Origin of the sequence: Marinobacter sp. HL-58 (genome assembly GCF_001314605.1) — a bacterium.
Lineage (GTDB): Bacteria > Pseudomonadota > Gammaproteobacteria > Pseudomonadales > Oleiphilaceae > Marinobacter.
In genome coordinates this window covers 68716-95541 of sequence record NZ_LIHP01000007.1, presented here as the reverse complement: position 1 = coordinate 95541, position 26826 = coordinate 68716, and the positions used below count along the sequence as shown (strand labels likewise).

Here is a 26826-nt window from a genome sequence, read left to right as displayed (position 1 = left end):
TGGAACCACCTGATCCCATCCCGAACTCAGCAGTGAAACAGACCAGCGCCGATGGTAGTGTGGCTTCTGCCCATGTGAGAGTAGGTCATCGTCAGGCTCTTAATCCCAAAACCCCGACAGCGTCAGCTGCCGGGGTTTTTTTATGGGATTAAGAGCCTGACGATGACCTGGTGTCCACTACACAGGCCCCATGTGACAAGCTTGCCAACGGCAAGCGCAGGACGCCGGAGCCCCGCGACGGCGGGCCCGAAGGGCCGAAGGCCGCAGGCCTGAGCAAAGTAGGTCATCCCAGTGCGAAGCACTGGCCAAGGTTTGCATGAAGCCAACGTTTCAGGGCAGCAGAATTTCAAATACCCCGCCCCCCAGACTGCCGCCATTATGAAGCCGGATGGAGCCTGTCTGATCCCCTTCACTATGCAGTTGCGCTACAGACGAGGCAAAGAACAAGCCCAGGCTGGTGCTCCCACTCTTGAAATCCAGGGATTTGAAACTCGGAGTACCGCTGTGCTGCATGTTTTCCGGGTATCCGTCACCATCGTCTTCAACGCCAATCACCAGAAAGCCTTCCCGCTCTATCGCGGTAAGTTTGATCCTGCTCCTGGTATATCGGATGGCATTGTTGATGGTGTTGTTGAGAACGCCGGTCAGAAGATCCTCATCAAAGAAGCCGTTGATGTCGTCAGCTTCAATGGCCAGCTCAATTCCCAGGCCATCAAGAAGGGGCGTATGGCGCGCCATGTGCTCTGAAAGAAAGTCGGGTACAAAATGTTCCTCGATATGGGCCGATAGGTTGTTTTCCCCGAGCCGGTAAATGCCGAGTAACTGCACAAGGTCATTGTGCATTCTTTCTGCTTCATACTGGACGGTATTGAATCGGGACGATTCCCCGATGGAACTGGCTTGCTCCTGGCGTAGTTCGTCAAGTGAGTTCAGCAACATACCGAGGGAATTTTTCATGTCATGAACGGCGGATGCCAGAACCATCGAAAAATCGATACTTTGAGACTCACGGGGATTGGCAGGATTCGTTTGATCTCGTGTACTCATGACATCATTCCTTCCAGTTTTTTACGCAGGGACACCAGCCGGCGGTACTGCCGGTGTTGTTGCGGCAATCCGGAGAGTTGGGCCAGGTGTTTTTGGCAACGGTTCAACAGGTCCCTGTCGCCAGGTGTTTCCTGATATTTCTTCATCAGTACCTGAACCAGGTTGAGGTTCAGTGCGGCGTGGGACGGTACTATTTCGAGGGCCCGGCTGAAGGTCATTACTGCCTCATCAAGCTCTCCGGACTCAAAGGCCTTGATACCATCCCGGTTGAGCGATCGGGCCCGCAGTTTCTGGCGGAATCCTACCGGTTCGTCCAGCAGGTTTTCGATCTTCTGCAATAAGGCCGGATCATCCTGGCAGCGGCTCGCCAGTTCTGTCAGCAAGGCTTTTGCTTCATTCTCCCTTCCCAGCCTGAACAGTGTCTTGGCATAGTCCAGACCGGCCTCCGGGTCCATAAGCCCGGCATCGCCCAGTTCGTCGGCGATGCTTTCCAGGGCTTTCTGGGCTTCGTTCATCTTGCCCTGACCGGCATGAACCCGCGATTGGACAATGCGGCTTCTGAGCTTGATGTTTTCCTGGTCAGCGAAACGTTTTTCCATTCGCCGGAGGATGGTGAGGGCCTCATCAGCAGCGGCAGAGCCTTCCTCTGTGGTATCACCCTCACTGAGATCCGACAGTGATTGCCCGAGTGCCAGGTAGTGTTCCGAGCTGTCATGGATAGAGTGGGTGCCCAGAGTGACTGTCTGGCGCCATGCCTGGGATGCTGTCGACATGTCCTGATTGGAGGCCGCGAGGGTGGCCAGATGCTTGTGTCTCATCAGCGCGTTCGGAGAGTGCTCAGCGGCTTTTTCCAGAACCTGTTGTGCCTGTGTGGGACGTCCTTGTTTTTCCAGCGCCTCGGCCAGGAGATCATAGGCTTCCATGTAATCAGGGTGCTTGGCGATCAGGTCCCGGAGGGTGGTAACTGCTTCGTCGTAGGCCTGATTGGCCACAAGTATCTTGCCACGCCCCACTCTCGCCCAGGAGAGATCCCGCTGCGCCAGAACGTCATCGTATATCTTGAGGGCATGACTGAAATCGCCTACCTGTTGATAAAGATCCGCAAGGGTTTTCATCAACCAGGTCTTGTAGCGCGGTTTTGATGGAAGCGCCTGCAGGCACAGGGAGATCGCTTCGGGATAATTCTCACGGTCGATTTCCCGGTTAATGGGAAGCAGGGCACTGCGCTGGGTGATCAGGGCGCTGAGGCGTTTTTCCAGCATGGCACGGTTGATAGGCTTGGTGAGGTAGGCGTCAGGCTGATACTCCCGCGCCCCCATGACCATTTCCTTGGAGGTTTCAGCGGTAACCATCAGGAACAGGGATGCCCGTTTCAGTAGCTTCTTGTGCCGCAGCTCCTCGAGAATGTGCTGGCCGTTCTTGCCTTCGCCCAGATTGTAGTCACAGAGCACCACATCCACATGGTTGTAGGAACAGTACTGGATCGCCGCAGACGCATTGGGTACAAGCTCGATCTTGTCAGCACCACAACTGCGTAACATCTGCCGCATTGAGAGGCGAAAGTTCTCAAAGTCATCGACAACCAGGTAACTGAGTTTGGCAAAGGTGTTTCCGATGGCATTGTCTGCTGAATCTGTCATGGGCGCTTCTGCTTGAGTAGCTTGTTAACCAGTGCCCGGAGTGCCGCTGGTTTTACAGGTTTATAGAGAATCTGATAGCCCCTGTTAATGGCATCTTCCCTCACGTCCGGAGCCATGTAGCCGGTAATGAGTATGCCAGGTATATCATTGGTCGCCTCTTCTCTCAATGAGTCCATGGCATCAAGGCCATTGCGGTTATCATCAAGCTGGTAATCTGCCAGGATGATGTCCGGTTCGGTGCCGTTCAGCTTGTATCGGGCGTCTTCGAGACTTTCGGCGGTGGTTACGTCACATTGCCAGTTATCCAGCAGGGCGCTCATGCCATGGAGAATGGCCGGGTCGTTGTCGATACACAGCACGTGCAGGCCGCCCAGGCTGGAAACGCGTCGTGACGCTGCGGCAGGTCGGGTTGCACTCTGTTCGCTCTGTTCCGGAGGAGCGACCGGTACGGTGATGCTGAATACACTACCCAGACCCTGGACGGATCGAACGTTGACCGGGTGGTTGAGCATGCCGCAGATGCGGTCAACGATGGCCAGCCCCAGGCCAAGCCCCTTTTTGTCCCGGCCCTGCTGAAATCGGCGGAATTCCTCGAAGATGTGGGCAAGCTGATCATCCGGGATGCCAGGTCCTGTGTCCCAGACTTCAATCCGTATATAGCCTTTCAGCCGGCGACACCCCAGCAGGATTTTGCCGCTGGGGGTATAGCGTATGGCATTGGACAGGAAATTCTGGATAACCCGCCTCAATAATTTGGAATCGGACCTTACCCAGGCGCTACTGGGCACCACATGCAGATCCAGTCCCTGATCCTTGGCAATGGCAGAGAAGTCAGTTGCCAGGTGTCGCATGATATCGTTGACGGGAAATACACCGATATCCGGTTCCAGTGCGCCTGCGTCCAGTTTCGAGATGTCCAGCAGTGTGCTGATGATTTCCTCGGCTGCACCAAGGGAGCTGTCAATATGCTCCACCAGCTCTGACATTTCGGGGTCCCGGGCCTTGCCTGCGAGGGCCGACGTGAACAGTCTCGCCGCATTCAGTGGCTGCAGCAGGTCGTGACTGGCGGATGCGAGAAAGCGGGTTTTGCTCTGGTTGGCCTGTTCGGCAACGGACTTGGCCTTGAGCATCTGCTCATTGATGACCTGCAACTCCTGCGTACGCTCCTTGACCCGCTGCTCCAGGTATATATTGGTTTCTTTCAGCGCCTGCTCGGTGCGACGCATGGCGGTGATGTCCTGGAAGGTGGTCACGTAGCCCCCTCCGGGTATCGGACTGCCGTCGATTCGCAGAACGGTGCCGTCAGGGCGCTGACGTTCATAGGACATGGGGCGGCCTTCCCGCATACTGGCACAGCGGTCGGCGATGATCTCGTCAATACGCCGGGCTGGCAGATTGGCGTTGGTCAGGTTATAGCGCATCAGGTCTTCAACTGGCCTACCGACACGGACAAATCCGGTGGGGTAGCTGAACTGCTCGAGGTAGCGTTGGTTCCAGACCACCAGCTGTTGCTGATGATTCACCACCGATACACCAAGGCTGATGTTTTCGATAGCAGACTGGAGAAGTTCCCGGCTGAATGTCATGGCCTGGGAGGCTTCGTCAACGATACTGACCACGTCTTCAATCTGCATGTCACGGCCGGTCAGGGTCGACTCGAGCACAACCCTTGCCGTCGATGCACCGATGACCGAGGCCAGCTGCCGCTCGATGAACTTCATCAGATGGGAAGAGGCGGGCCGGTGCAGGTGCAGTCGGATCGCATTCCGCCGCTCGTAGTTACGGAATATGGCTTCCGCCCGCTCTTCTCCCATGAACCGGTCGGCAATAGCCTGCAGGTCCGATGTAAGGATCTCGCCCTGCCATGTCTGTTGCTGCGGCGTTTCGGCTTTTGGTTGGGGGTCCTGGAAAAACGAGGCAATCTGGATTTTTTCCCGCACCCGTTGCCGGGTAAGCATCGACAGCACGATGTAGGTAATGGTGTTGACGCCCAGGCTCCAGATAATGCCATGGCTGGTCTGGTCCAGGTTGGAGCCGAAGAGGGCGGTAGGCCGGGTCCAGTTGATTCCCCAGATTCCCTGTTCAATCAGCGTATCACTGAGCCAGCCGGTTGAGGCCAGCGCGGGCAGAAGCAGCGTGTAGCACCACATCAGGAAGCCGAGCCCCAGCCCCCACACGGCGCCGGTATGGTTACCCCTTCGCCAGATAATGCCGCCCACCAGGGCCGGGCCAAACTGGGCTGCTGCGGCGAACGAGAGGAGCCCGAATGCCGTCAGGCTGTAATCCTCCCCGGCCATTCGATAGAACCCGTAGGCAGTAAACAGCACGACGAAGATGGCAACGCGGCGGATACTCAGCAACAGGTAGCTGAGGTCCGAGCGTTTGTTCATGCCGGGCCGGAAGAACTTCAGCAGCGCCGGCATGATGATTTCGTTACTGACCATGGTTGCGATGGCCACGGAACAGACAATGACCATGGCCGCAGCCGCTGATCCACCCCCAAGAAATGCCAGTATGGCGAGCCATTGTTCACCTGCCAGGATGGGCAGGTTCAGAATCAGTATGTCCGGGTCCGACACCCCGGCTTCCGGCGATAACAGTCCGGCTGCGGCAATGGGCAGTACGAACGCACTGGCAATTATCAGGTAGATGGGCATGGCCCATCGGGCAGTCTCGAAATCCCGGTGGTCGGTATTCTCCACCACCATGACATGGAACTGCCGTGGCAGGCATATGATGGCCAACATGGCGACCAGAGTCTGGGTGATGAATGCGGGCGCCTCGATTTTGTCCGTGGTGAGGGTGCCCACCAGTCCGGCGTCTTGAACCTTGCCCCAGAGATCACCGAACCCGCCGTAAAGGCCATAGCCGACGAAGAGCCCGACTGCCACGAAGGCAACGATCTTGATCAGTGATTCGAAGGCAACAGCCTGGATCATGCCCCGGTGATGTTCCGTGGATTCCAGATGCCGGGTACCAAAGAGGACAGTAAATACGGCAAGTACAAGGGTGATGTACCAGGCGGAGTCATTCCACGCAGCGGTGCTCAGCTCGGTATGGGCGGTTCCCGCATCGGAAAGCACGGTAAAGCCCATTGAGATGGCTTTTAGCTGGAGCGCGATATAAGGAACACTACCGAGGAGCGCGAAGATCGCAACCATGGCCGCCAGGGACTGTGATTTACCATACCGTGAGGCAATGAAATCAGCGATGGAGGTACTGTTGTTGCGTTTGCTGATGAAGATGATACGACGCAACAGCGGGGCGCCAAACACAAAGACCAGCAAGGGGCCCAGATAGATAGGCAGGAAGCCAAGTCCTTCCTGGGTGGCGCGCCCTACAGCACCGTAGAAGGTCCAGGAGGTGAAATACACCGCAAGGGAGAGGGCATATACATGGGTTCTTGCCCAACGCCGGCGATACAGCCCGGGGTGGCGGTCACCAGCCCAGGCAATGGCAAACAGCAGCGAGATGTAAGTGATCGATATGAGAACTAACAGCCAGCCACTGAGCATATACAGGCTTTCCCAAAATACGATGAACGGACGTCAGGCTCGTTATCCGGACCTACTGATCGCAGGCAAGCTTCAGCAAACGGTCGTCCTCAGACAGTGTTCGCAGTGCACTGGTATCCAGGCTCTGTTCACCCTTGAGGGGAACCAGTTCACGAGATCCACAGTTTAGCAGATACATTTTCTGGGACACCGCGTCAGTGTAGGACTGCTCGAAGCGGTAGAGGCTGAAGCGGACGATATCCTTCTCTGGATCGTCCATCACAATGCTGCTGGTGTCCAGAACCGTGAAGGCTGCAACCTGCGGTACCACATAGGCCCATGGCCGCCAGGGTGCCCCGTATTCTTCCGTACTGATCACGACAGCTTCGTCCGGGAGCTGAGTCTGTTTGAGCTCAAACCAGGTGTATTCCATGTAGATCAGGTAGCCCAGCATGCCGGCCCCGGCAAAGGCCGGAATAATCCACTTTGGTGCTTTTTTGCGAGTAATGGCACGTATGCCGAGGGCGATACCTGCGGCACCGAGACCACAAAATACTGTCGCCACAAAAGTCCAGAACATAAGGTTGTTTCCTCGAAAAAAAACGGGCTTCCCCAGTGAGGAAGCCCGTTCAGGTTCAGCCTGTCAGATTCTCATCTGTCGTTGGCTGACGTGTTGCTTAGTGGCCAGTGGCGCTGCCGGAACCCCGTGGGTAACGCACGCTTTCGACCAGTTCCTGAATCTCAACGGGCGGTTCTTCGGTCGCGTTAGAGACCGCAAAGGCTACCGCAAAGTTGATCAATGCACCAATCGCGCCGAACGACAGTGGGGAAATGCCCAGCAGCCAGTTGTCCGCCGTGTTGGGGAGGTTGTTGGTTTCAGGAATGAAGAACCAGCCCAGGTAAATGAAGATATAGACCAGCGTGGAAATCAGGCCTGCCAGCATACCGGCGATGGCGCCCTTGTTATTCACACGCTTGGAGAAAATACCCATCATCAGTGCCGGGAACAGCGAGGCTGCCGCGATACCGAAGGCCAGCGCCACTACCTGCGCCGCAAACCCTGGAGGGTTGGCACCGAGGTAGGTGGCCACCGCAATGGCAACGGCCATGGAGATACGTGCTGCCAGCAGTTCCCCCTTCTCCGATATATCGGGTTTGAACGCGCCCTTGATAAGGTCGTGACTCACCGCAGACGATATGGCCAGCAACAGGCCGGCCGCTGTGGACAGCGCCGCTGCAAGACCACCGGCCGCAATCAGGCCGACAACCCAGCCTGGCAGGTTGGCAATCTCAGGGTTGGCCAGTACCAGAATATCGTTGTTGTAGGTGAATTCGTTACCTTCCCAGCCGCGCTCTTCTGCTTCTTCCGCGAATTCCTCACTGCCCTCGTTGTAGTGCTGGATACGGCCGTCGTTGTTCTTGTCCTCGAACTCGATCAGGCCGGTGACTTCCCATTCCTTCACCCAGCTTGGCCGGTCTTCGTACTCAATGGGCTGACTGTCAACACCGTCTGGATAAATGGTGGTCATCAGGTTCAGTCGAGCCATGGAAGCAACCGCAGGTGCAGTCAGGTACAGCAGGGCGATGAAGATCAGTGCCCAGCCAGCGGACCAGCGTGCATCAGCAACTTTCGGTACAGTGAAAAAGCGGATGATAACGTGTGGCAGACCGGCGGTACCGATCATCAGTGACAGGGTAAACAGAACCATGTTCAGTTTGTTGTCCACATCGTCTGTGTAATCCTGGAAGCCAAGCTCTGTGATGATCTGGTCAAGTTTCTCGAGCACTGGGACGCCAGATTCAACGTGAGTTGAGAACAGGCCCAGCGGCGGAATCGGGTTGCCAGTCAGTTGCAGAGAAATGAACACTGCGGGAATGGTATAGGCGATGATCAGTACACAGTACTGGGCTACCTGGGTGTAGGTAATGCCTTTCATGCCACCCATTACGGCGTAGATGAAGACCACAACGGCCGCGATAATCAGGCCGGTGGTGGAGTCAACTTCCAGGAATCGCGAGAAGGCCACGCCAGCACCGGCCATCTGGCCGATTACGTAGGTGACGGACGCGATTATCAGACAGGCAACCGCCACAAAGCGGGCGTTCTTGCTGTAGAACCGGTCGCCGATGAACTCGGGAACCGTGAACTTGCCAAACTTACGCAGGTAAGGAGCAAGCAGCATGGCCAGCAGCACGTAACCGCCGGTCCAGCCCATCAGGAAGGTTGAGTTGGCATAGCCACCGGCGGCAATCAGGCCCGCCATGGAAATGAAGGATGCCGCCGACATCCAGTCGGCACCGATGGCCGCACCGTTGGTTATCGGATGCACGCCGCCACCCGCAACGTAGAAGTCACTGGTGCTACCGGCCTTTGCCCAGATGGCGATACCGATGTAGAGGGCGAATGAGCCGCCCACGAATAACAGGTTGATGACAAATTGGCTCATTCGGGCTTACTCCTCATGCACGTCGAATTTTTCATCGAGCTTGTTCATCCGCCAGGCGTAATGAAAAATCAAGGCGATGAAGGTAAGAATCGAACCCTGTTGGGCGAACCAGAACCCGAGGTCCGCTCCGCCAATGGGTATTCCGGCGAGCATGGGGCGAAGCAATATCGCAAAACCGTAGGATACCAGGGCCCAGACGATCAGGCTCCCGAATATCAGGCGCAGGTTCGCCTTCCAGTAATTCACAGCATCGTAGTCATGACCTGACATAGGATCACTCCTGTCTTGTTGTTGTGGGGGTTGGGTGGGTTTTCTGTAACGTGTTTGTGGTAGAGAAATTATTATTCATATAGTTCTTCTCCGACTTGTTGTCTTCTCCGACTTTACCTGTCAAGCGCTAGATAGATATTGGCAAAAGGTCTAATTCTCAGTTATTTGCCTGCTAAACCGTCCGCTAATGCGACACAGTTCAGGTTGTCAGCTATGCCGATGCATGTTTTTCAATTGCCGGTAGTACTTCAGTTTGCCGTTGAGGTCCTTGAGTGTGATCACATCGTTTTTTTTCGCCTTGTTGATAACTGCCAGAGTCAGTTCGGCAGTAGCCATGGCATCGGCTGCTGCATGGTGGCGGGCACTGACCTCCAGGCCAAAAAAATCTGCCCAGTTATCGAGACCGTGGCCCCCGGTTTGCGCATCGGGAAAGAAGGCGGGAAGCATTTCCGCCACATCAATCCAGGTATGGGGCTGGGTGTAACCGAGGGTCTGCTTCAGTGCCTTCTCCAGAAATTTCTGGTCGAAGGCGGAATGGTAGGCGAGGATTGGATCGCCATTCATCCATTCCAGCAGATGCAGCAGGGCGTCTTCGGTCTCATGGCCCCGGGTGAGGGCCTCCGGGCCGATGCCATGAATCAGGACGGTTTCGCTGATGTCCAGTTCCGGGCGTCTGAGTATCAGGTCAAACTGGTCATCCATGACGATGGCGTTTTTCCGGATGGCCACGGCACCAATGGCGATAACCTCATCCTTTGCCGCATTGAGGCCTGTGGTTTCAAGGTCCAGCACAATCAACCGGCATTCAGACAGGCGCTGGTCGCCGGCGGTTTTTGGAGTTGGCAGATGCTCGCGGTCGGGCCCTCCGGTAGTGCCGGCCCTGAGCCGTTCAATCCAGTCTTTGATCTGCTCCAGCATAGCGTTCTGCCCGGTGGTCAGAGTTGATAGGTGACTTCCAGTTTCTGCTGTAAACGCTGAGCCTGGCGGAAGGACTCGCGAAGGATTCGCCGGTCAAGCGGGTTGAGGTCGTCCGGATCAATGTAGTTGGACAGGGGTTCATCACGCTCCAGCATTTCCTGGTGAGCCCTCATGCGAATGGCCTGAATCAGACTGTAAGCTTCTTGCCAGGCATTGGCATCCTTGGGGTCGAAGACGCCTTTTTCCGCGAGTTTGCGCATTCTTTCCAGTGTATTGGCCTCGCCAACGCCGTTGGCCAGGGCGAATACTCTGACGGCCTCCACAAACGGCGCCAGGCCCTGACGTTTGAGGTCGAGATTGTGCTTCTTGCCATCATCCTCGACATAACGGAAGTTACGGAACATGGTCAGAGGGGGTTTGCGTTGAATGGCGTTGCCCGCGAGCATTTTCTGGAACAGGGCATTCTTGCGGATTCGTGAGAGTACCTTGTCGAGCAGTTCCTCCAGCGGTTCCCTGGGACCGAATACGGACCGCATATCCAGGAAGATAGAGGAATACACCAGGTTTTGAGGTGTTGAGGCATCGATAAAGCGGATGAACCACTCGTCCCATTCCCGGCCGCTCAGGCACAGTTTCGGGTTACTGGCCATGATGTTGCCCTTGCAGAGGGTAAAGCCGCATTCTGCCAGTTCTTTGTTGACGGTTTCCGCGAAGGGCAGCAGTTTTTCCCGCACCTGATCCTCGGTCATTCCCTCGGGTGTCTCGAACAGAATGCCATTGTCCTGATCTGTCAGCAGGGTCTGTTCCTGCCGGCCTTCACTGCCGAAAGTGAGCCAGGTGAAGGGAATTCCGGGGTCGTTCTTCTTTATGTTCAGTTCCAGCACACGGCGCACGGTAACATCGTTCAGAGTCGTAATGATCTTGACCACCTGGCCGGAGTCGGCGCCGTGGGCAAGCATGGAGTCCACCAGTCTGGAGACATCGGTTCTCAGGCTGACAAGTGTCCGCAGGTGGCTGGCCGTGCCTATGGTGCGGGCGAGATTGACCAGATCGACCCTTTGCAGGGAGAACAGGTCTCTTTCGGAAACCATGCCGATCAGGCGTTTTTCGTCATCGACGACGCAAATATGCGCAAAATGGTGCTCCGCCATGAGCATGGCAGCCTCGAACGCATCCGCCTGGGCTGTCAGGCAGCAGGGATTGCGGGTCATGACCTGGCCAATGGGGGTGTCCAGGGGGCCTTTTTCTTCTGCCACCATGGTACGCAGATCCCTGAGGGTAAAAATCCCTGTGGGGTGACGTCCGTCATCTGTTATCACAATGCTGCCGACATTGTTTTCATGCATGCGTGCGACCGCCTTGCGAACCGGGAGATCCGGCGAGCACACGATGGGGTTGCGAATGGCATAGCGCTCCAGTGGTGTGTCCAGTGAGTTGCTGGAGCCCATGGAGGCCATGGCGCCGGTCTGGATTCGCTGGTTTACCTGATCGAGCAGACTGCTTACGCCACGGAGACAGAAATCCCGGAAAGGATCGCTCTGGGAGAACAGCTTTACAAACGTGTCGTGTTCAATGCTGAGGCAGAAGGTGTCCCCGGAGGCTCGGTGCAGGGTGCGGGTAGGGCGTTCACCGATCAGTGCGGCCAGTGGAAAACATTCGCCCTGGCTGATTTCGAAGGTGGTTTGAGTCTCGCCGTCCTTGTCACGGGAGCGCTCGCCGCGGATGCGTCCCTGCTTGACGATATAGAAACGCCTCACCGGGCCGTCTTCCGGTGATAGTACAACATCCCCGTCCGCGAAGAATCTCAGGGAAGCGTGTTCGGCAAAATGGGCCAGATGCGAGTCGTCCATGTTGGAAAACGGTGAATGCTCACGCAGAAACGTCATAATGGCGCGGGTATTCTGGGGGCGTTCGCTGTCCTGGGGTACGGCGGTCATAAACACGCTCCGGTGTCGTTGTTATGTGCCAGAAGTGTAGACTACCAGCTCGCTTGAGGACCCTAATATTTTCGTCTGATAGCGGAATATCGCTTTCGATGCAGGTGCAGGCTGGCGGCTCGCCTTTATGAAGGGGGAGGCGGGTGGTAAAGTCCCATCAACCCGACTGAAAATGATACCGACATGACGACCAAAGATGAGCGCCTTAGCTTTCTGGAGGAGATGAAGGACGTCCGTCGCATCCGGAAGCCCAACAAGGCCGACGTGAAGGCTCCCAAAGAGTTGACCCCCGGGCACCTCGAAAGGCAACGGTCAGCCATGGACCAGCCACTGAAAGATCGTAACCCGCTGACCGCTGATATGGTCGAGCCGCTGACGGCGCATGATGTGCTGTGCTGGCAACGTCCTGGCGTCCAGCACGGGGTTTTTCGCAAGCTCCGTCTAGGGCAGTACCCGATCGAGGCCCGCCTGGACCTGCATCGCATGACCGTTGAAGAAGCGCGCAGGGAGGTGTTCGGCTTTATATCAGACTGTGTCCGCTTTGGGCTGAGATCCGTTATGATCCTGCACGGTAAGGGCGAACGTAATCCGGATGGTATCGCCCAGCTCAAGAGCTACATCGCCAAGTGGCTGCCGGAGCTGGATGACGTGCTGGCCTTCCATTCCGCCCAGAAGCGCCACGGTGGCACCGGTGCCGTCTATGTCATGGTCCGCAAGGGTGACCGTGACAAGCAACGCAATCGTGAACTCCACGGTTCCTGAGTCTAGTCCGTCAAAACCGACGAAATCGGTCCGGAGGTGAGAGTGAAGCAACTGATGTTGGTACTTTTCGTGGTAACTGCCCTGGCAGGATGCAAGGACCGCGTCATCTGGGATGACAAAGGCAAGGTCGACGAGGCGACGAAGGATCGCGAAGTGTGGGATTCCGGCGGAAAAATGGAAACCGGTGAGCGCAAGATCTGGACTGACAAGGACGGTAACGACGTCGTTAAATAACACCTTTCCGCCGCCAGCAGAATAATAACTGAACCGGGGCCGCCCCGGCGAACAAGGGGGAGTATTCATGGCTGTTAGCCTGAGTGTGAACGGCGTAACGCACACCGTTGACGTTGAGAATGATACGCCATTGCTGTGGGTCGTTCGCGATGAACTGGGGCTGAAGGGAACCCGGTTTGGCTGCGGTATGGGGCTGTGCGGTGCCTGTACCGTTCACCTTGACGGACAGCCGGTACGCTCCTGTTCCACGCCGGTGGAGATGGCCGATGGTGGAAACATTACCACCATCGAGGGGCTTGCAGCCGATGGTGATCTGCATCCCCTGCAAAAAGCGTGGATCGAGCATGGCGTTCCCCAATGCGGATACTGCCAGTCTGGCCAGATAATGAGCGCAGCACATCTGCTTCAGCACAATCCATCGCCCTCCCGGGAGGACATTGTTGCTGCGGTCAGCGGCAATCTTTGCCGTTGTGGCACCTACTCGCGGATTGTGGCCGCTGTTGAGGCTGTGGTTGATAGCCGCAGGGAACAGTCCGGCCGAGAGGAAGCGTGATATGTCCATGAATCGACGCGACTTTCTCAAGGTAACAGCAGGCACCTCCGGTGGGCTGGTGCTTGCACTTTCGCTGAAAGGGTGTGCGGGGGTTCCCACCGGGTACGATGAACAGAGCGGAGAATGGAAGCCTGATGCCTGGCTGGAACTGACCGCCAGTGACGAGATCTATTTCACCCTCGCCCGAGTGGAAATGGGCCAGGGCACCTACACCGGACTGACAACCCTGATTGCAGAGGAGCTGGAGGTGACGCCGGCTTCCATCAAGCTCAGGTTTGCGCCGGTGGCCACCGAGTATCGAAACCCTCTGTACAAGCTCCAGTTGACGGGCGGAAGTACCAGCCTGGCGACCAGCTGGCAGCCATTGCGCATCGCCGGGGCTTCGGCCCGGACCATGCTGGTCAGCGCCGCGGCCAGTGTCTGGGAAGTCAGCCCGGGCGATTGCAGGGCATCTGAAGGCAGGGTAGTGCACCCCAACGGCCAGGACAGCCTGCCTTATGGCCGGCTGGTGGAGCTGGCCTCAAAGCAGAATGTGCCGGGCGATCCCGCGCTGAAGCCCAGAGGGGAATGGAAATACATCGGCAAGAACCGTGGGCGCCTGGATGCCGAGGCCAAGACCACCGGTGCCCCGATCTACGGCATCGATGTTGAGCTGGAGGGCATGGTTTACGGGGTTGTTACCCGTCCGCCACGGTACGGTGCCCGGGTCCGGTCTTTTGATGATTCGGCTGCCCGTAAGATGCCGGGGGTGCTGGAAATCTTCGAGATTGAGCGTGGTGTTGCGGTCGTCGCCGATAAATACTGGCGTGCCCGCAAGGCTCAGGAGGCTTTGACAGTCGATTGGGACAACAGCGAGGCGCTGGACGTGTCGACCGATCAGGTTTTCGCCTCCTACCACAAGGCAGCGGATGAAGACCCCGGCGAGAGTGAGCGAAGTGAGGGGGATTACCGCCGTGCGGTCGATAATGCAGGGCAGGTGATTGAAGCCAGCTACGAACAGCCTTATCTGGCCCATGCCACGCTGGAACCCATGAACGCGACAGCCTGGTACCGGGACAGCGAAATTGAAGTCTGGGCGCCCACCCAGGCGCCGGATCTTGGCCGGATTGCGGCGGCACGGGCGACCGACCTGTCTCCCGACGATGTAAAGATTCATACCACGTTCCTGGGTGGTGGTTTCGGGCGCCGCCTGACCAATGATTACATCGAGGAGGCGGCTGCCATCGCCTTCCGTGTGCACAAACCGGTCAAAGTGATCTGGTCGCGTGAGGAGGACACCCGCCACGACCTATACCGCCCGGCCATGTTGCACCGGATGCAGGCCAGCATCAGCGATAACAAGGTTACCGGCTGGCACCACCAGATCGTGGGCCCGCAGATACTGGATTGGTACGTGCGCAACGCCGCGCCTGCACAGTATCCATGGGCGCCGAAATTTCTCTATAACACCCTGGGCCGGGTAGGGCTGATGGCGGAGGGCATCGCGACGCCGAAAGATCATTCCGCTATTGAGGGCGCCATCGAGTATCCATACCGGGTTCCCAACCTTGATATCCGCCATACCCATACCGACCCTGGTGTCCCGGTCAGCTGGTGGCGGTCGGTGGGCTTCTCCCACAACGGGTTTGCCGTAGAGACCTTTATGGACGAGCTGGCCAGTGAGCTGGGCCAGGACCCCTACCGGTTCCGGCGTTCGCTCATTGACCACGAGCCCAGGCACCTGCAGGTACTGGACCGTGCCGTCGGGCTGGCAAAATGGGATGAGCCGGTTGAGGAAGGGCGGGCCCGTGGCCTGGCCCTGTACCGCAGTTTCGGCACCTATGTGGCCCAGGTTGTTGAGGCCAGTGTCGAGGCCGGGGAAATCCGGGTGCACAAGGTGGCCTGTGCCGTTGACTGTGGCCAGGTGGTCAACCCGGATATTGTGCGTGACCAGATCGAAGGGGGCGTGATCTTCGGCCTTACCGCGGCACTTTACGGCGACATTACATTCAGGGACGGGCAGGTGCAGCAAAGCAACTTCCACGATTACCCGCTCATGCGGCATGACCAGCGCCCGGAAGTCGTTGTCGACATCGTTGACAGTGAAGAGGATCCTACCGGGGTCGGGGAGCCGGGCGTGCCGCCGGTGATCCCGGCACTGGGTAACGCGCTGTTTGCCCTTACCGGAAAGCGCCAGCGCAAACTGCCCCTGAGAGCCGAGGTTTAATCTGCCGGATGGCCAGAGGCGCTCACGAGTCCGTTCTCAGCGATGTCCGGGCCTGGCTGCTTGCCGGGAAACGGGTGTGGCTGTGCACCATTACCGAAACCTGGGGGTCATCTCCCAGGCCTGCCGGCTCCTGGCTGGCGGTCAGCAGTGATGGCGACTGGTCCGGCTCGGTGTCAGGTGGCTGCCTTGAGGAAAATCTGTTGAACCGCTGTATTGCCGGCGGGCCACAACTGCCACAGGTCATTGACTATGGTCTCACGGATCAGGACCGGGATCAGTTCCGCTTGCCCTGCGGTGGCCGCATACGCCTGCTGGTGGAACCACTGCTACCAGAGCCGGACCTGGCTCACGTGGAGGCGGTGCTGGAATCATTGGCCGCACGGAGCCCGGTTCTCCGCAGCGTTTCTCTCGCCACCGGTGCGAAGGGTTGCGAATCTGCGAATGCCGGCCAGGCCGGGGTAAGATTGCAAAGTGAGACTCTGCAGCACGGTCTGATGCCCGATTTCCGGTTGTTGCTGGTAGGCGCGGGAGAAGTGGCACGCCACGTAGGGGAGTTTGCCCGCGCTGCGGACTTCTCCGTCACTCTTTGCGAGCCCCGCCCCACCTTTTCCCGGGGCTGGAGCGACACCGGTATGCCACTGGTGCAGGCCCTGCCGGATGATCTGGTCAGCCAGTCCTTCAATGACCCCTGGGCCGGCGTGCTGGCACTGGCCCATGACCCACGCATTGATGATATGGCGCTGCTGGCGGCGCTGAATTCGGAAGCGTCCTATGTCGGTGCCATGGGCTCTGCCCGGACCTCCGGGGAACGCCGGGCCCGGCTGGCGTCCCTGGGGTTGACCAGCCAGCAGTTGGACAGGCTCAAGGCGCCAATCGGTATTGATATCCCCAGCAAGACCCCCGCGGAAATTGCGATTTCCGTGGTTGCGGACCTGATTGCCGTTCGTCACCATTTGCGGGTGGCCCGCCCATCCTTATAATGGATACCATCAAGCGCTGAAACGGCGTGTCTGTTCCGAGGTGCCTTTTGTTTGACGTAACCCGCTACGCCATTGCCGCGCAATCCATTATCGATGCTGGCCGTTTTCTCTATGGCCAGGGCTGGTCTCCGGCCACCAGCAGTAACTATTCGGCACGGATTGACGCCGAACACATTGCGGTCACGGTTTCCGGTCGTCACAAAGGCCAGCTGGCGGCCGGTGATGTCATGGTGGTGGACCTGGCCGGGAAACCTGTCCAGAGCAACGCCCGTTCATCGGCAGAGACACTGCTGCATACGGTCTTGTACCAGGCTTTTCCCGAGGTCGGGGCGGTGCTGCATACCCATTCGGTCAAGGCAACGGTGCTCAGCCGCCTGTTACCGCCCGGAGAGCCGCTGCGGCTGGAGGGGTACGAGTTACAGAAGGCGTTTTCCGGCGTAGAAACCCACGAATCGGAGCTGACAGTGCCCGTTTTCGATAATACCCAGGACATTCCGGCACTGGCACAGCGAACCGGGGAATGGTTCCGGCAGCATCCGGAGCAGCCCGGTTACCTGATCCGTGGGCATGGCCTTTATACCTGGGGCCGGACCATGGCAGACTGCCTCCGCCATGTTGAAGCCTTTGAATTTCTCTTTGAATGTGAGCTTGAAACCATGAGGGTTCGCCGATGACCACCTTGAGTATTTTCGACCAGAGTGCGCCCGATGCACCCCGCGTCGTCACCGAAGATGCCGGAAAAATTGCCAATCTGCTGGCTGAGCACGGTGTGCGATTCGAGCAGTGGGCCACACGGGATCTGCCCGCGGATGCATCGTCTGATGACATTCTTGAGGCCTACGCCGATGAGATCCGGGCACTCAAGGACGAATGTGGCTTCCAGGCAGCAGACGTAATCAGCCTGAATCCGGACAACCCCCAGAAAGAGGCGTTCCGGAAGAAGTTTCTGGACGAGCACGTGCACAGTGAAGATGAAGTGCGGTTTTTTGTCCGTGGCCAGGGACTGTTCTACCTGCATTTTGGCGACCAGGTATACGCGGTTCTGTGTCAGAAAAACGATCTGATCAGCGTACCGGACGGTACCCGCCACTGGTTTGATATGGGGCCGGAGCCGGCTTTTACCTGTATCCGGCTGTTTACCAACCCGGAAGGCTGGGTTGCAGACTTCACGGGTGAGGACATCGCCAGCCGGCTGCCCCGGTACGAGCGGCTGGCGGGAGCTGCCGGATGATCCGCGTTATCCTGACTGATATCGAGGGCACCACCAGTTCGATTTCCTTCGTTCATGATGTGCTTTTTCCGTACTCGGCTGCCCATATGGCTGATTTCGTGCGTGACGCCGAAGCTGACAGCACGGAGGTCCGGGAACAACTGGATGCCGTGGCACAAGCCTCAGGCGTTGCCCGGGATGATATCGAGGGGCTGATCGGCGTGCTGGAGACCTGGATTCGTGAGGATCGCAAGGAAACACCCCTGAAGACTCTCCAGGGAATGCTCTGGGAACAGGGCTATCAACAGGGCGCGTTCCGGGGCCACGTGTACGAGGACGCAGCGGAATACCTCCAGCGCTGGCATGATCGGGGTTTGCGACTGTTCGTATACTCTTCCGGTTCTGTGAAGGCGCAGAAACTGATATTCGGATTCAGCGAGGCCGGCGATCTGACACCCTTCTTTTCCGGCTACTTTGATACCCGTGTCGGCGGCAAGAAAGACCCCCAGTCCTACAGTAATATCCTGGATGAACTCGGGGTGGAGCCTCAGACTGTGCTGTTTCTTTCCGATGTGGAAGCCGAGTTAAAGGCCGCTGAGAGTGCCGGGTTACGCACGGTCTGGCTGGTTCGGGAAGGAGACCTGCCGGAAACCGACCGTGCCGTAGCCAGGGATTTTGCCGACGTTGACCGGTTTCTCCTGCAACGCTGATCCACTCTGTGTGCCTTCTTCTCTGACTACCAGGTGAGCAGGAGGCCCCGTGCCTGAGATCCGCAAACTGACAGCCTTCCTCCTTTGTATCGGCCTGACCGGTTGTGCTCAGGATTCCGATGTGCCGGACATGATGGATGCCTACGTGGCTCAGTTGGCCGAGGCGCTGGAACTGAGCCCGGAGTTGTCGGAAGTAAGCCCGGTTTCACAGATACCCCGCCGGCGTGAACGGGTTCTGGACATGCCGGATCTGGATATGGGGATGCTGGACTTCCTTTCCCTGTACGGTTGTGAGCTGCAATACGTGGTCGGCGAGCGGAACTCGATCATGGGCAAGGTGATGCAACCCCTGAATCGATTGCGCTACGAAACCCGCTTTGTGCGTGCGGCAGAAGACTGCCTGCCGGAAACGGAGCGGGAAGGGGTGAAAGAGCAACTGGAAGAGGCTATCGAAAGCAAGGCCGAGACCCTGCCATTGGCTGTGTGGAATGCAACCTGGGGCGTGGAGGAGGTAGAACGGCTTTTCACCCGCTCCCAGGGGTACTACCCCAGAGCCTCTGATGACACCCCGGTTGCGGAGCTGGCTTCAGATATTGAGCGCCTGAACCGAACGGTGGCGAGCCTGCTGGATGGTAATTCCGCCGAGTCACTTGATTACATTGGCGAGGTGCACCAGCGCTGGCATGCCGAGTACCGGGCGGGCCAGTTGATGAACAGTGTGAAGCTGCTGACGACACGGCTTGAGGACGGGTCGGCACTGCTGTCCGAAAGGATTGACAATACGCCGCTGTGCCCGGAAGGCGAGTCCGACACTGCTCCTGCCGGTCTCCGGAGCGCCTATGAAGAGGGGTATGGCGGCCCCGTGAAAAGCTACCTGGAGGGCATAGCTCAGGCCCGGGGGGCACTGGCAGAACCACTGGATCAACTGGCCACTCTGCAAACGGACACCATGCCCGACGCGTTTCGCGACTGGTACCGGGAGTATCTGGATACCGACAGTACCCGGAGCCTCTGGGGACAGCTGGATCAGGCAGTCGAGACCCATGCCCGGCGATGGCAACAGATTCTGGACCAGTGCGGCCAGTCACCGGAGGAATGAAACCCGGCGCTGATCAGCGCTGGCTCTCCGGGGTCACCCGCAGGATTTCCTCAACCGTAGTGGAGCCGGCGGCCACTTTCTGTGCCCCGCTGAGACGCAGTGACTTCATGCCATCCTTGTAGGCATCCACCCTCAATTGCTCCAGTTCGCATTGTTCGGTGATCTGCCGGATCAGGTTGCCGGACAGCTGCATGATTTCATACACCCCCGCGCGGCCATAGTAGCCGGTGTTCCGGCACTCCAGACAGCCTACCGGATGATAGACCTGCTTCGGGATTGTTGCTTTCCATGGCCGGGTCAGGCTCTGCCATGCCTGCTCATCCACAGGCCCGGACTCCTTGCAGTGGGGGCACAGGGTTCTGGCCAGCCGTTGTGCCATCACCCCCAGTACCGTGGCGCGAATCAGGTAGGGGGGGATGCCCAGCTCCATGAGCCGGGTAATGGCGCTGGGGGCATCGTTGGTGTGTAGTGTGGACAGCACCAGGTGTCCGGTCAGGGCTGCCTGTACCGCCATCTCCGCGGTTTCCAGATCACGGATCTCGCCAATCATGATGATGTCCGGGTCCTGCCGCAGCAGGGCCCGCACGCCGGAGGCGAAAGTCAGCTCAATATTGGTCTGCACCTGCATCTGGTTGAAGGCCGGCTCTACCATCTCGATGGGGTCTTCGATGGTACAGATGTTCACTTCCGGGGTGGCCAGCTGTTTGAGGGTGGAATACAGGGTGGTGGTCTTGCCGGAACCGGTGGGCCCGGTGACCAGCACAATGCCATGTGGGCGGTCGGTAATGCCCTGCCAGCGCTCCCGGTCTTCCTTCGAGAAGCCCAGTTGCTCGTAGGATTTCAGTAGCACTTCCGGGTCAAAGATCCGCATCACCATTTTCTCGCCAAAGGCGGTAGGCATGGTGGCCAGCCGCAACTCCACTTCGCTGTTGTCCGGCTTGCGGGTCTTGATACGGCCATCCTGGGGACGGCGTTTCTCCGCCACGTTGAGGCGCCCCAGAATTTTCAGGCGGCTGGTCACCGCCACACCAACCTGATCCGGAAATTCGTAGACATTGTGCAGCACGCCGTCGATACGGAATCGCACCTGGGTGACATTACGCCTCGGTTCGATATGGATATCCGAGGCACGCTGATCGAAAGCATACTGCAGCAGCCAGTCAACGATCTTGACCACATGCTGGTCGTTGGCGTCCGGGCTTTCGCTGGCACCCAGATCCAGGAGCTGTTCAAAGTTCTGGGAACCTGCGGGGCCAGAGGCATTCGCACCGCCGCCAGCCTTGCTGACAGAGTTGGCCAGCTGATAGAACTCGACGGTATACCGGCGGATATCCTCCGGGCTTGCCACCACACGTTGAATGTCCTTGCGGACAGCCTGTCTCAGGTTGCCTTCCCAGTCACTCTTGAAGGGTTCGGAGCTTGCAACCAGTACTTCATCCTCGCCGATTTCAACCGCAAGAATGCCGTGGCGCTGGGCAAAAGCGTAGGACATCACCCGGGCAATGGCCGGGGTGTCTATCTTCAGGGGGTCAATGTGGTAGTAGGGTTGTTCCGCCCATTCCGCCAGCCATTGGGTCAGCTTGTCCAGGTCCAGGGTGCGGCCTGTTTTCAGGCTCTCCAGTCCGGCCTTGGCCACCAGTTCCAGCGGGTGACGCTGGCTGGCGGGCCCGCCGGAACCCGTCTGTATGCCTATGTTCGCTGACAGTACCCGTTCGGCATCTTCCTGTGTGATCTCACCACTGGTTACCAGGGCGGTACAGATATCCCTCAGGGTGAGGGTGCTTCTGTGTGGCGCTGGTGGATGAGTGCTATCGGCCATCGTGCGTTTCCTGTCAGGTTTCTGAAACCGGCTGTGGACGATTCACCTTAAGGTGGACCATGGCCACTGTAAACAACAGGAAGGTGAGCACCGTTAGTATCATCGGCGCAATGGCTCCTTCGCTGAGCCAGGCGGAAACCACGTAGCGGGTGAAATAGAAAATGACGATGAAGCTCAGCCAGATGTAGCCCCGGTTGTGGCCCCTGAAAACCGGTACCGCGAAGGCCAGCAGCGGGATGAGTTTGATGCTGAGCATCAGGGTTACCGAGACCCCCTCGGTCTGAACCGGATAGAAGGTGGTAATCACCAGTGCCACCAGGGTGGCAAGATAGAGGCCAATGGTCAGTCGTGCAGTGGTGCGCGCTTTCGGATTATGAAGCATTCAGGATTCCGTTGTTGGTGGTTTGCAGTCAGTCACCAAGTTTTACGGCGAGCCGCGCCAGGCGTTCACCGAATGTCTGGCAAATGGTCTTTTCGTGGTCGGTAACTGCCTGCTGTTCGCCTGTTCCGGCCCAGTGTGACGGCCCATAGGGGGTGCCGCCGGACGCCGTCTCGTTGAGGGCGCTTTCCGAGTAGGGTACCCCGCAAAGCACCATGCCATGGTGCAGCAATGGCATCATCATGGTCAGCAATGTACTTTCCTGGCCGCCGTGGAGGCTGCCGGTAGAGGTAAAGGCGCCGGCAGGCTTGCCCGCAAGCGCGCCGTTCAGCCAGAGATCGCCAGTGCTGTCGAGAAAATATTTCAGCGGTGCTGCCATATTGCCGAAACGGGTCGGGCTGCCAATGGCGAGGCCGGCGCAATTGGCCAGGTCAGCCTTGCTGACATAGGGGGCTCCCTGATCCGGAACTCCGGGCAGAGTTGCCTCCGTATCCGGCGATACACTCGGCACCGTGCGGATTCTGGCATCCATGCCCGTTACCCGGGAAACACCCCGGGCAATCTGGCTGGCCATCTCTGCGGTCTGGCCGGTGCGGCTGTAGTAGAGCACCAGAATGTAGGGGGCATCTGCGGCCATCGGTTGTCTCCGCTTACAGTATGTTGAGGACGTTCTCGGGCGGACGGCCAATAGCCACTTTGTTGCCCCTGATCACAATGGGGCGCTCGATCAGCTTCGGGGTTTCGACCATTGCCCGGATCAGTGCATTCCGGCCAAGCTCCGGGTCGTCCAGGCCCTGCTCCCGGTATTCCTTTTCCTTCGTTCTCATCAGATCCCTGGGATCTGCCCCCAGCGCATCCAGGATGTGTTCGAGAATTTGCGCTGTTGGTGGCGTTTCCAGGTAGCGTATAATTTCCGGCTCAACACCCTGTTCTCGAAGGAGTTCAAGGGTTTGCCGGGATTTTGAGCAACGCGGGTTGTGGAAAATTCTGGTCGGTTCTGTCATGGTTCTCCATCTTTCCAGGTCAGCCAAATCGTATATTGATCTGAGCGCCGTAGTCTAACAGGAGGGCTCCCTGTGCAATACCCCGCCAAATTGCGTTATTCCTCCGGGTGGTACGGGCTCGGAATCCTGCTGGCTTTGCTCATGTTGGCGGGCTGCCAGAACCAGGAGTTTGAAAAGCCGGATGGAACGACGCTGGACTGGGAAAGTCTGCGCGGCCACTGGGTGCTGGTCAATTACTGGGCGGAATGGTGCAAACCCTGCCTTGAGGAAATTCCCGAGCTGAACGACCTTGACCGGTCCGCGGCCATTGTTGTCCTGGGTGTGAATTTTGACGATATACAGGGTCAGGAACTCATTGACCTGGGCAAAAAGATGGGGATTGAATATGGCATGCTGGGAGAGGACCCCGGGCCCGAACTGGGTTGGGAAACCCCGGTGGGACTGCCCGCCACCTTTGTGGTCAACCCCGAGGGCGAACTGGTCGAGACCCGCTTCGGGCCCCAGACCGAGGAAGACATCAAAGAACTGATCGGGCGCTGACCCGGCCCGAAGCCGTTATTTACAAGCAGGAATACCCCGACACTATGTCACAGACCTTTGTCCACCTCCGCGTGCACTCCGAATATTCCATGGTAGATGGGCTGGTTCGGGTAAAGCCACTGATCAGTCGGGTAGCCGAACTTGGCATGCCAGCCGTTGGCCTGACCGAGCAGTCGAACATGTGCTCCCTGGTACGTTTCTACAAGGCTGCCATGGGGGCCGGGGTAAAGCCGATCATTGGCGCGGACCTCTGGCTTGAAAACCCGGAAGAGCCGGACAATCCGTTCCGGATTACCCTTTTGGCCCGTGATAATGATGGCTACCTGAACCTCACTGAAGTCGTTTCCCTGGGTTATACCGACGGGCAGCGTTTCGGCAAGCCCATCATCCAGCGCAAGTGGCTTGAAAGCCGGGCCGAAGGCCTGATTGCACTGTCTGGTGCCCGGATGGGCGATGTGGGCAAGGCTCTGATGGCCGGCAAACCGGAACTGGCCAGGCAGCGTGCCGAGTACTGGATGAACCTCTATCCGGGGTCCTTCTACCTGGAGCTGCAGCGTACCGGGCGACCGGGGGATGAAGACTGTCTGCACCTGAATGTGGAACTGGCCGAGGTGCTTGCCTGCCCGGTGGTGGCCACCAACGACGTTCATTTTCTTCACGCCGAGGATTTCGAGGCCCACGAGGCCCGGGTCTGTATCGGTGAAAGCCGCACCCTGGATGATCCCCGCCGGGACCGGCGCTTCAGTGACCAGCAGTACCTGCGCAGCGCGGAAGAAATGATCGAGCTGTTCTCGGATATTCCCGAGGCCGTGGAAAACACCGTTGAGATCGCGCGCCGGTGCTCGGTCCAGGTGCGCATGGGCGAATACTTCCTGCCGAATTATCCCATCCCTGACGGGATGACCATGGAAGAATATTTCCGCAAGGTATCCGAGGAGGGGCTGGAGGAGCGACTGGCCAAGACCCTGAGCAAAGATGACCCGGATTACGACAAGAAGCGTGAGGCCTACTACACACGGCTGAACTTCGAGCTGGATATCATCACCCAGATGGGGTTCCCGGGTTACTTCCTGATCGTTATGGACTTCATCAAATGGGCCAAGAACAACGGTGTACCGGTGGGCCCGGGCCGGGGGTCTGGTGCCGGCTCTCTGGTGGCCTACGCCCAGTTGATTACCGATCTTGATCCACTGGAATACGACCTGCTGTTCGAGCGCTTCCTGAACCCGGAACGGGTATCCATGCCCGACTTTGACGTGGACTTCTGCATGGAGGGCCGCGACCGGGTGATTGCCTACGTGGCGGAGAAATACGGTCGGGAAGCGGTTTCCCAGATTATTACTTTCGGCACCATGGCCGCCAAGGCGGTTGTGCGTGACGTGGCCCGGGTTCAGGGCAAGTCCTACGGGCTGGCGGACAAGCTGTCGAAGATGATTCCCTTCGAACCGGGTATGACCCTGGAAAAAGCCCTGGAACAGGAGCCACAACTGGTCGAGTTCCTGGAGAACGACGAGGAAGCCCAGGAAATCTGGGAAATGGCACTGAAGCTGGAAGGCGTGTGCCGTAACGCCGGCAAGCACGCGGGCGGCGTGGTCATTGCGCCCACCAAGATCACTGATTTCTCGCCGCTGTACTGCGACGACGAGGGCGGCAGCCTGGTGACCCAGTTCGACAAGGGCGATGTGGAAGATGCCGGCCTGGTGAAGTTCGACTTCCTGGGCCTGCGAACCCTCACCATCATCGACTGGGCCCTGAAGATGATCAATCCCCGCCGGGAAAAGCGGGGCGAGCCGGCACTGGATATCAACGAAATCCCCCTGGACGATGGGGCGTCCTTCGAGATGCTCAAGAAGGCGGAGACTACGGCGGTCTTCCAGCTGGAATCCCGGGGCATGAAAGATCTGATCCGCCGTCTGCAACCGGACTCCCTGGAAGACATGATCGCCCTGGTGGCGCTGTTTCGTCCCGGGCCACTGCAGTCGGGCATGGTGGATGACTTCATCGACCGCAAGCACGGTCGCCAGCCGATGTCCTTCCCCCACCCGGATTACCAGTATGAAGGGCTCCGGCCGGTCCTGGAGCCCACCTATGGGGTAATCCTGTACCAGGAGCAGGTCATGCAGATTGCCCAGGTAATGGCAGGCTATACCCTGGGTAACGCCGACATGCTGCGCCGGGCCATGGGCAAGAAGAAGCCCGAGGAGATGGCCAAGCAGAAACAGTTCTTCCTGGATGGCTGTGAAAAGAACGGCATCGACAAGACCCTGGCGGAGAACATCTTCGACCTGGTGGAAAAATTCGCCGGTTACGGCTTCAACAAATCCCACTCTGCCGCTTACGCCCTGGTGTCCTACCAGACCCTCTGGCTGAAGGCGCATTATCCCGCGGAGTTCATGGCGGCGGTACTGACGGCGGATATGCAGAACACCGACAAGGTGGTCACGCTGGTGGAGGAATGCCGCAGCATGGGGCTGGAGTTGCTGGTTCCGGATGTCAGCCGTTCCGAGTACACCTTCACAGTGAACGATGACGGCGCCATTGTGTATGGCCTGGGGGCGATCAAAGGCCTGGGCGAGGGGCCGATCCAGAGTATCCAGGCCGGTCGGGCAAACGGCGAGCCTTACCAGGATATCTTTGATTTCTGCCGTCGGGTGGATCTGAAAAAAGTCAACAAACGGGCCATGGAAGCGCTGATTCGCTCCGGGGCCATGGACAAGCTGGGTGCCGGGCGTGCGCAGCTGATGGCCAGCATCGACAAGGCCATCCAGCAGGCGGGCCAGCAATCCCGCAACGAATCCGTGGGCATGACGGACATGTTCGGGGACATGCTGATGGGCGGGGAAGATGGCGATCCATACTCCGACGTGGCAAATGTGCGGGAATGGCCCAAGAAAGAACGCCTGAAAGGTGAGAAGGACACCCTGGGCCTCTACCTGACCGGGCATCCGTTCGACGAGTACGAGCAGGAAGTTCGGCGGTTTGTGCGCTCATCCATTGCGGATCTCAAGCCGGCCCGGCAGCCACAGCGGGTTGCCGGACTGGTTGTGGCCCAGCGTTCCATGAAAACCCGCACCGGCTCCACCATGGCATTTATCACGCTGGATGATCGCAGTGCACGGATTGAGGCAACGCTGTTTTCCGAGGCATTTTTCGAGAATCGGGAATTGCTGCAGTCAGACCAGGTGATTGTTGTGGAAGGACAGGTCAGCCACGATGATTATTCCGGCCAGATGAAAATGCGGGTGAACTCGGTGATGGACGTGGGCACGGCGCGGCAGCAGTTCAGCCGTGGGCTGAAACTGGCCATTCATGCGGACCAGCTCCAGAATGGTCTGCTGGATAAACTGGATTCCACCCTCAGGCCCTTCCGGTGCGAAGGCAGTCCGGTATGGATCGAGTACAGCAGCGATAACGCCAGCACCCGCATTGAGCTGGGTGAATCCTGGCGGGTGCAACCCGATGACGATCTTCTGCTGGAACTGAAATACCTGGTGGGCGACCAGTCGGTAGAACTGGTCTATGATTGATATTGTCCGGCAAGGTTCATCCCGGGTGTGGCGGAGGTATTAAAATATTA

General features: G+C 58.2%; 23 protein-coding genes and 1 rRNA gene. 12 read left to right on the top strand and 12 right to left on the bottom strand.

Annotation, left to right across the window (positions count from 1 at the left end; genetic code table 11):
- A 5S ribosomal RNA gene (rrf, locus tag HLUCCO03_RS06630) occupies positions 1-97 on the top strand; the annotation flags it as partial.
- 233 nt (positions 98-330) lie between these two features.
- Here the strand turns inward: rrf and HLUCCO03_RS06625 are convergent.
- From HLUCCO03_RS06625 to HLUCCO03_RS06590, 8 genes are all read right to left on the bottom strand, one after another.
- Positions 331-1047, bottom strand: coding sequence for a sensor histidine kinase KdpD (locus HLUCCO03_RS06625; protein ID WP_051603825.1), 717 nt, complete (start codon positions 1045-1047; stop codon positions 331-333).
- Complete coding sequence (locus HLUCCO03_RS06620; protein WP_027831621.1) at positions 1044-2687, bottom strand: tetratricopeptide repeat-containing response regulator; 1644 nt, start codon at positions 2685-2687, stop codon at positions 1044-1046. Before HLUCCO03_RS06620 ends, HLUCCO03_RS06625 begins: the two co-directional genes overlap by 4 nt.
- Entirely contained in the window at positions 2684-6202 is a 3519-nt protein-coding gene (locus tag HLUCCO03_RS06615; RefSeq protein WP_027831622.1) for a PAS domain-containing hybrid sensor histidine kinase/response regulator, read from the bottom strand. Before HLUCCO03_RS06615 ends, HLUCCO03_RS06620 begins: the two co-directional genes overlap by 4 nt.
- Positions 6203-6254: 52 nt before the next feature.
- Positions 6255-6761 carry a hypothetical protein gene (locus HLUCCO03_RS06610; RefSeq protein ID WP_027831623.1) on the bottom strand — a complete coding sequence of 169 codons (507 nt, stop codon included), beginning with the start codon at positions 6759-6761 and terminating at the stop codon, positions 6255-6257.
- A gap of 97 nt (positions 6762-6858) precedes the next feature.
- Positions 6859-8628, bottom strand: a complete 1770-nt coding sequence (locus HLUCCO03_RS06605) for a sodium:solute symporter family protein (protein ID WP_027831624.1) — start codon at positions 8626-8628, stop codon at positions 6859-6861.
- A 6-nt stretch (positions 8629-8634) separates the two neighbouring features.
- The gene (locus tag HLUCCO03_RS06600) at positions 8635-8898 is read right to left on the bottom strand and encodes a DUF4212 domain-containing protein (RefSeq protein WP_027831625.1); all 264 of its coding nucleotides are present in this window, start codon (positions 8896-8898) and stop codon (positions 8635-8637) included.
- Between the two features lie 207 nt (positions 8899-9105).
- Positions 9106-9816, bottom strand: a complete 711-nt coding sequence (locus HLUCCO03_RS06595; protein ID WP_027831626.1) for a PolC-type DNA polymerase III — start codon at positions 9814-9816, stop codon at positions 9106-9108.
- A gap of 17 nt (positions 9817-9833) precedes the next feature.
- The gene (locus tag HLUCCO03_RS06590; protein ID WP_027831627.1) at positions 9834-11753 is read right to left on the bottom strand and encodes a putative nucleotidyltransferase substrate binding domain-containing protein; all 1920 of its coding nucleotides are present in this window, start codon (positions 11751-11753) and stop codon (positions 9834-9836) included.
- Between the two features lie 183 nt (positions 11754-11936).
- Here HLUCCO03_RS06590 and smrA point away from each other — a divergent pair, with 183 nt between their 5' ends.
- From smrA to HLUCCO03_RS06545, 9 genes are all read left to right on the top strand, one after another.
- Positions 11937-12515, top strand: a complete 579-nt coding sequence (smrA, locus tag HLUCCO03_RS06585; protein ID WP_027831628.1) for a DNA endonuclease SmrA — start codon at positions 11937-11939, stop codon at positions 12513-12515.
- A 42-nt stretch (positions 12516-12557) separates the two neighbouring features.
- On the top strand, positions 12558-12749 hold the full coding sequence (locus HLUCCO03_RS06580; RefSeq protein ID WP_027831629.1) for a hypothetical protein: 192 nt from the start codon (positions 12558-12560) through the stop codon (positions 12747-12749).
- A gap of 67 nt (positions 12750-12816) precedes the next feature.
- Positions 12817-13302, top strand: coding sequence for a (2Fe-2S)-binding protein (locus HLUCCO03_RS06575; RefSeq protein WP_027831630.1), 486 nt, complete (start codon positions 12817-12819; stop codon positions 13300-13302).
- A gap of 1 nt (position 13303) precedes the next feature.
- Positions 13304-15508 (top strand): xanthine dehydrogenase family protein molybdopterin-binding subunit, encoded by a 2205-nt coding sequence (locus tag HLUCCO03_RS06570; RefSeq protein ID WP_027831631.1) that lies wholly within the window; start codon positions 13304-13306, stop codon positions 15506-15508.
- A gap of 8 nt (positions 15509-15516) precedes the next feature.
- Positions 15517-16488, top strand: coding sequence for an XdhC family protein (locus tag HLUCCO03_RS06565; RefSeq protein WP_027831632.1), 972 nt, complete (start codon positions 15517-15519; stop codon positions 16486-16488).
- A gap of 47 nt (positions 16489-16535) precedes the next feature.
- Positions 16536-17162, top strand: coding sequence for a methylthioribulose 1-phosphate dehydratase (locus tag HLUCCO03_RS06560; RefSeq protein ID WP_027831633.1), 627 nt, complete (start codon positions 16536-16538; stop codon positions 17160-17162).
- Positions 17159-17719: an acireductone dioxygenase gene (locus HLUCCO03_RS06555; RefSeq protein WP_027831634.1), complete on the top strand. Its 561-nt coding sequence runs from the start codon at positions 17159-17161 to the stop codon at positions 17717-17719. The genes HLUCCO03_RS06560 and HLUCCO03_RS06555 overlap by 4 nt, the downstream gene beginning before the upstream one ends.
- Positions 17716-18408: an acireductone synthase gene (mtnC, locus tag HLUCCO03_RS06550; RefSeq protein ID WP_027831635.1), complete on the top strand. Its 693-nt coding sequence runs from the start codon at positions 17716-17718 to the stop codon at positions 18406-18408. The genes HLUCCO03_RS06555 and mtnC overlap by 4 nt, the downstream gene beginning before the upstream one ends.
- 49 nt (positions 18409-18457) lie before the next feature.
- Positions 18458-19507, top strand: coding sequence for a DUF3080 family protein (locus tag HLUCCO03_RS06545; RefSeq protein ID WP_051603826.1), 1050 nt, complete (start codon positions 18458-18460; stop codon positions 19505-19507).
- Positions 19508-19520: 13 nt separating this feature from the next.
- Here the strand turns inward: HLUCCO03_RS06545 and HLUCCO03_RS06540 are convergent, their stop codons facing one another.
- Genes HLUCCO03_RS06540 through arsC form a run of 4 tightly spaced genes read right to left on the bottom strand, consistent with a single transcriptional unit; the run spans position 19521 to position 22709 of the window.
- The gene (locus HLUCCO03_RS06540) at positions 19521-21326 is read right to left on the bottom strand and encodes a GspE/PulE family protein (RefSeq protein WP_027831637.1); all 1806 of its coding nucleotides are present in this window, start codon (positions 21324-21326) and stop codon (positions 19521-19523) included.
- 13 nt (positions 21327-21339) lie between these two features.
- On the bottom strand, positions 21340-21708 hold the full coding sequence (locus HLUCCO03_RS06535; protein ID WP_027831638.1) for a DUF2069 domain-containing protein: 369 nt from the start codon (positions 21706-21708) through the stop codon (positions 21340-21342).
- A gap of 28 nt (positions 21709-21736) precedes the next feature.
- The gene (wrbA, locus tag HLUCCO03_RS06530) at positions 21737-22342 is read right to left on the bottom strand and encodes an NAD(P)H:quinone oxidoreductase (protein WP_027831639.1); all 606 of its coding nucleotides are present in this window, start codon (positions 22340-22342) and stop codon (positions 21737-21739) included.
- Between the two features lie 13 nt (positions 22343-22355).
- On the bottom strand, positions 22356-22709 hold the full coding sequence (arsC, locus tag HLUCCO03_RS06525) for an arsenate reductase (glutaredoxin) (RefSeq protein ID WP_027831640.1): 354 nt from the start codon (positions 22707-22709) through the stop codon (positions 22356-22358).
- A gap of 72 nt (positions 22710-22781) precedes the next feature.
- Between arsC and HLUCCO03_RS06520 the strand changes: the two genes are divergently transcribed.
- Both HLUCCO03_RS06520 and dnaE read left to right on the top strand, forming a co-directional pair.
- Positions 22782-23249, top strand: coding sequence for a TlpA disulfide reductase family protein (locus HLUCCO03_RS06520; protein WP_027831641.1), 468 nt, complete (start codon positions 22782-22784; stop codon positions 23247-23249).
- Positions 23250-23293: 44 nt separating this feature from the next.
- Positions 23294-26776, top strand: coding sequence for a DNA polymerase III subunit alpha (dnaE, locus tag HLUCCO03_RS06515; RefSeq protein WP_027831642.1), 3483 nt, complete (start codon positions 23294-23296; stop codon positions 26774-26776).
- Positions 26777-26826: the final 50 nt, after the last annotated feature.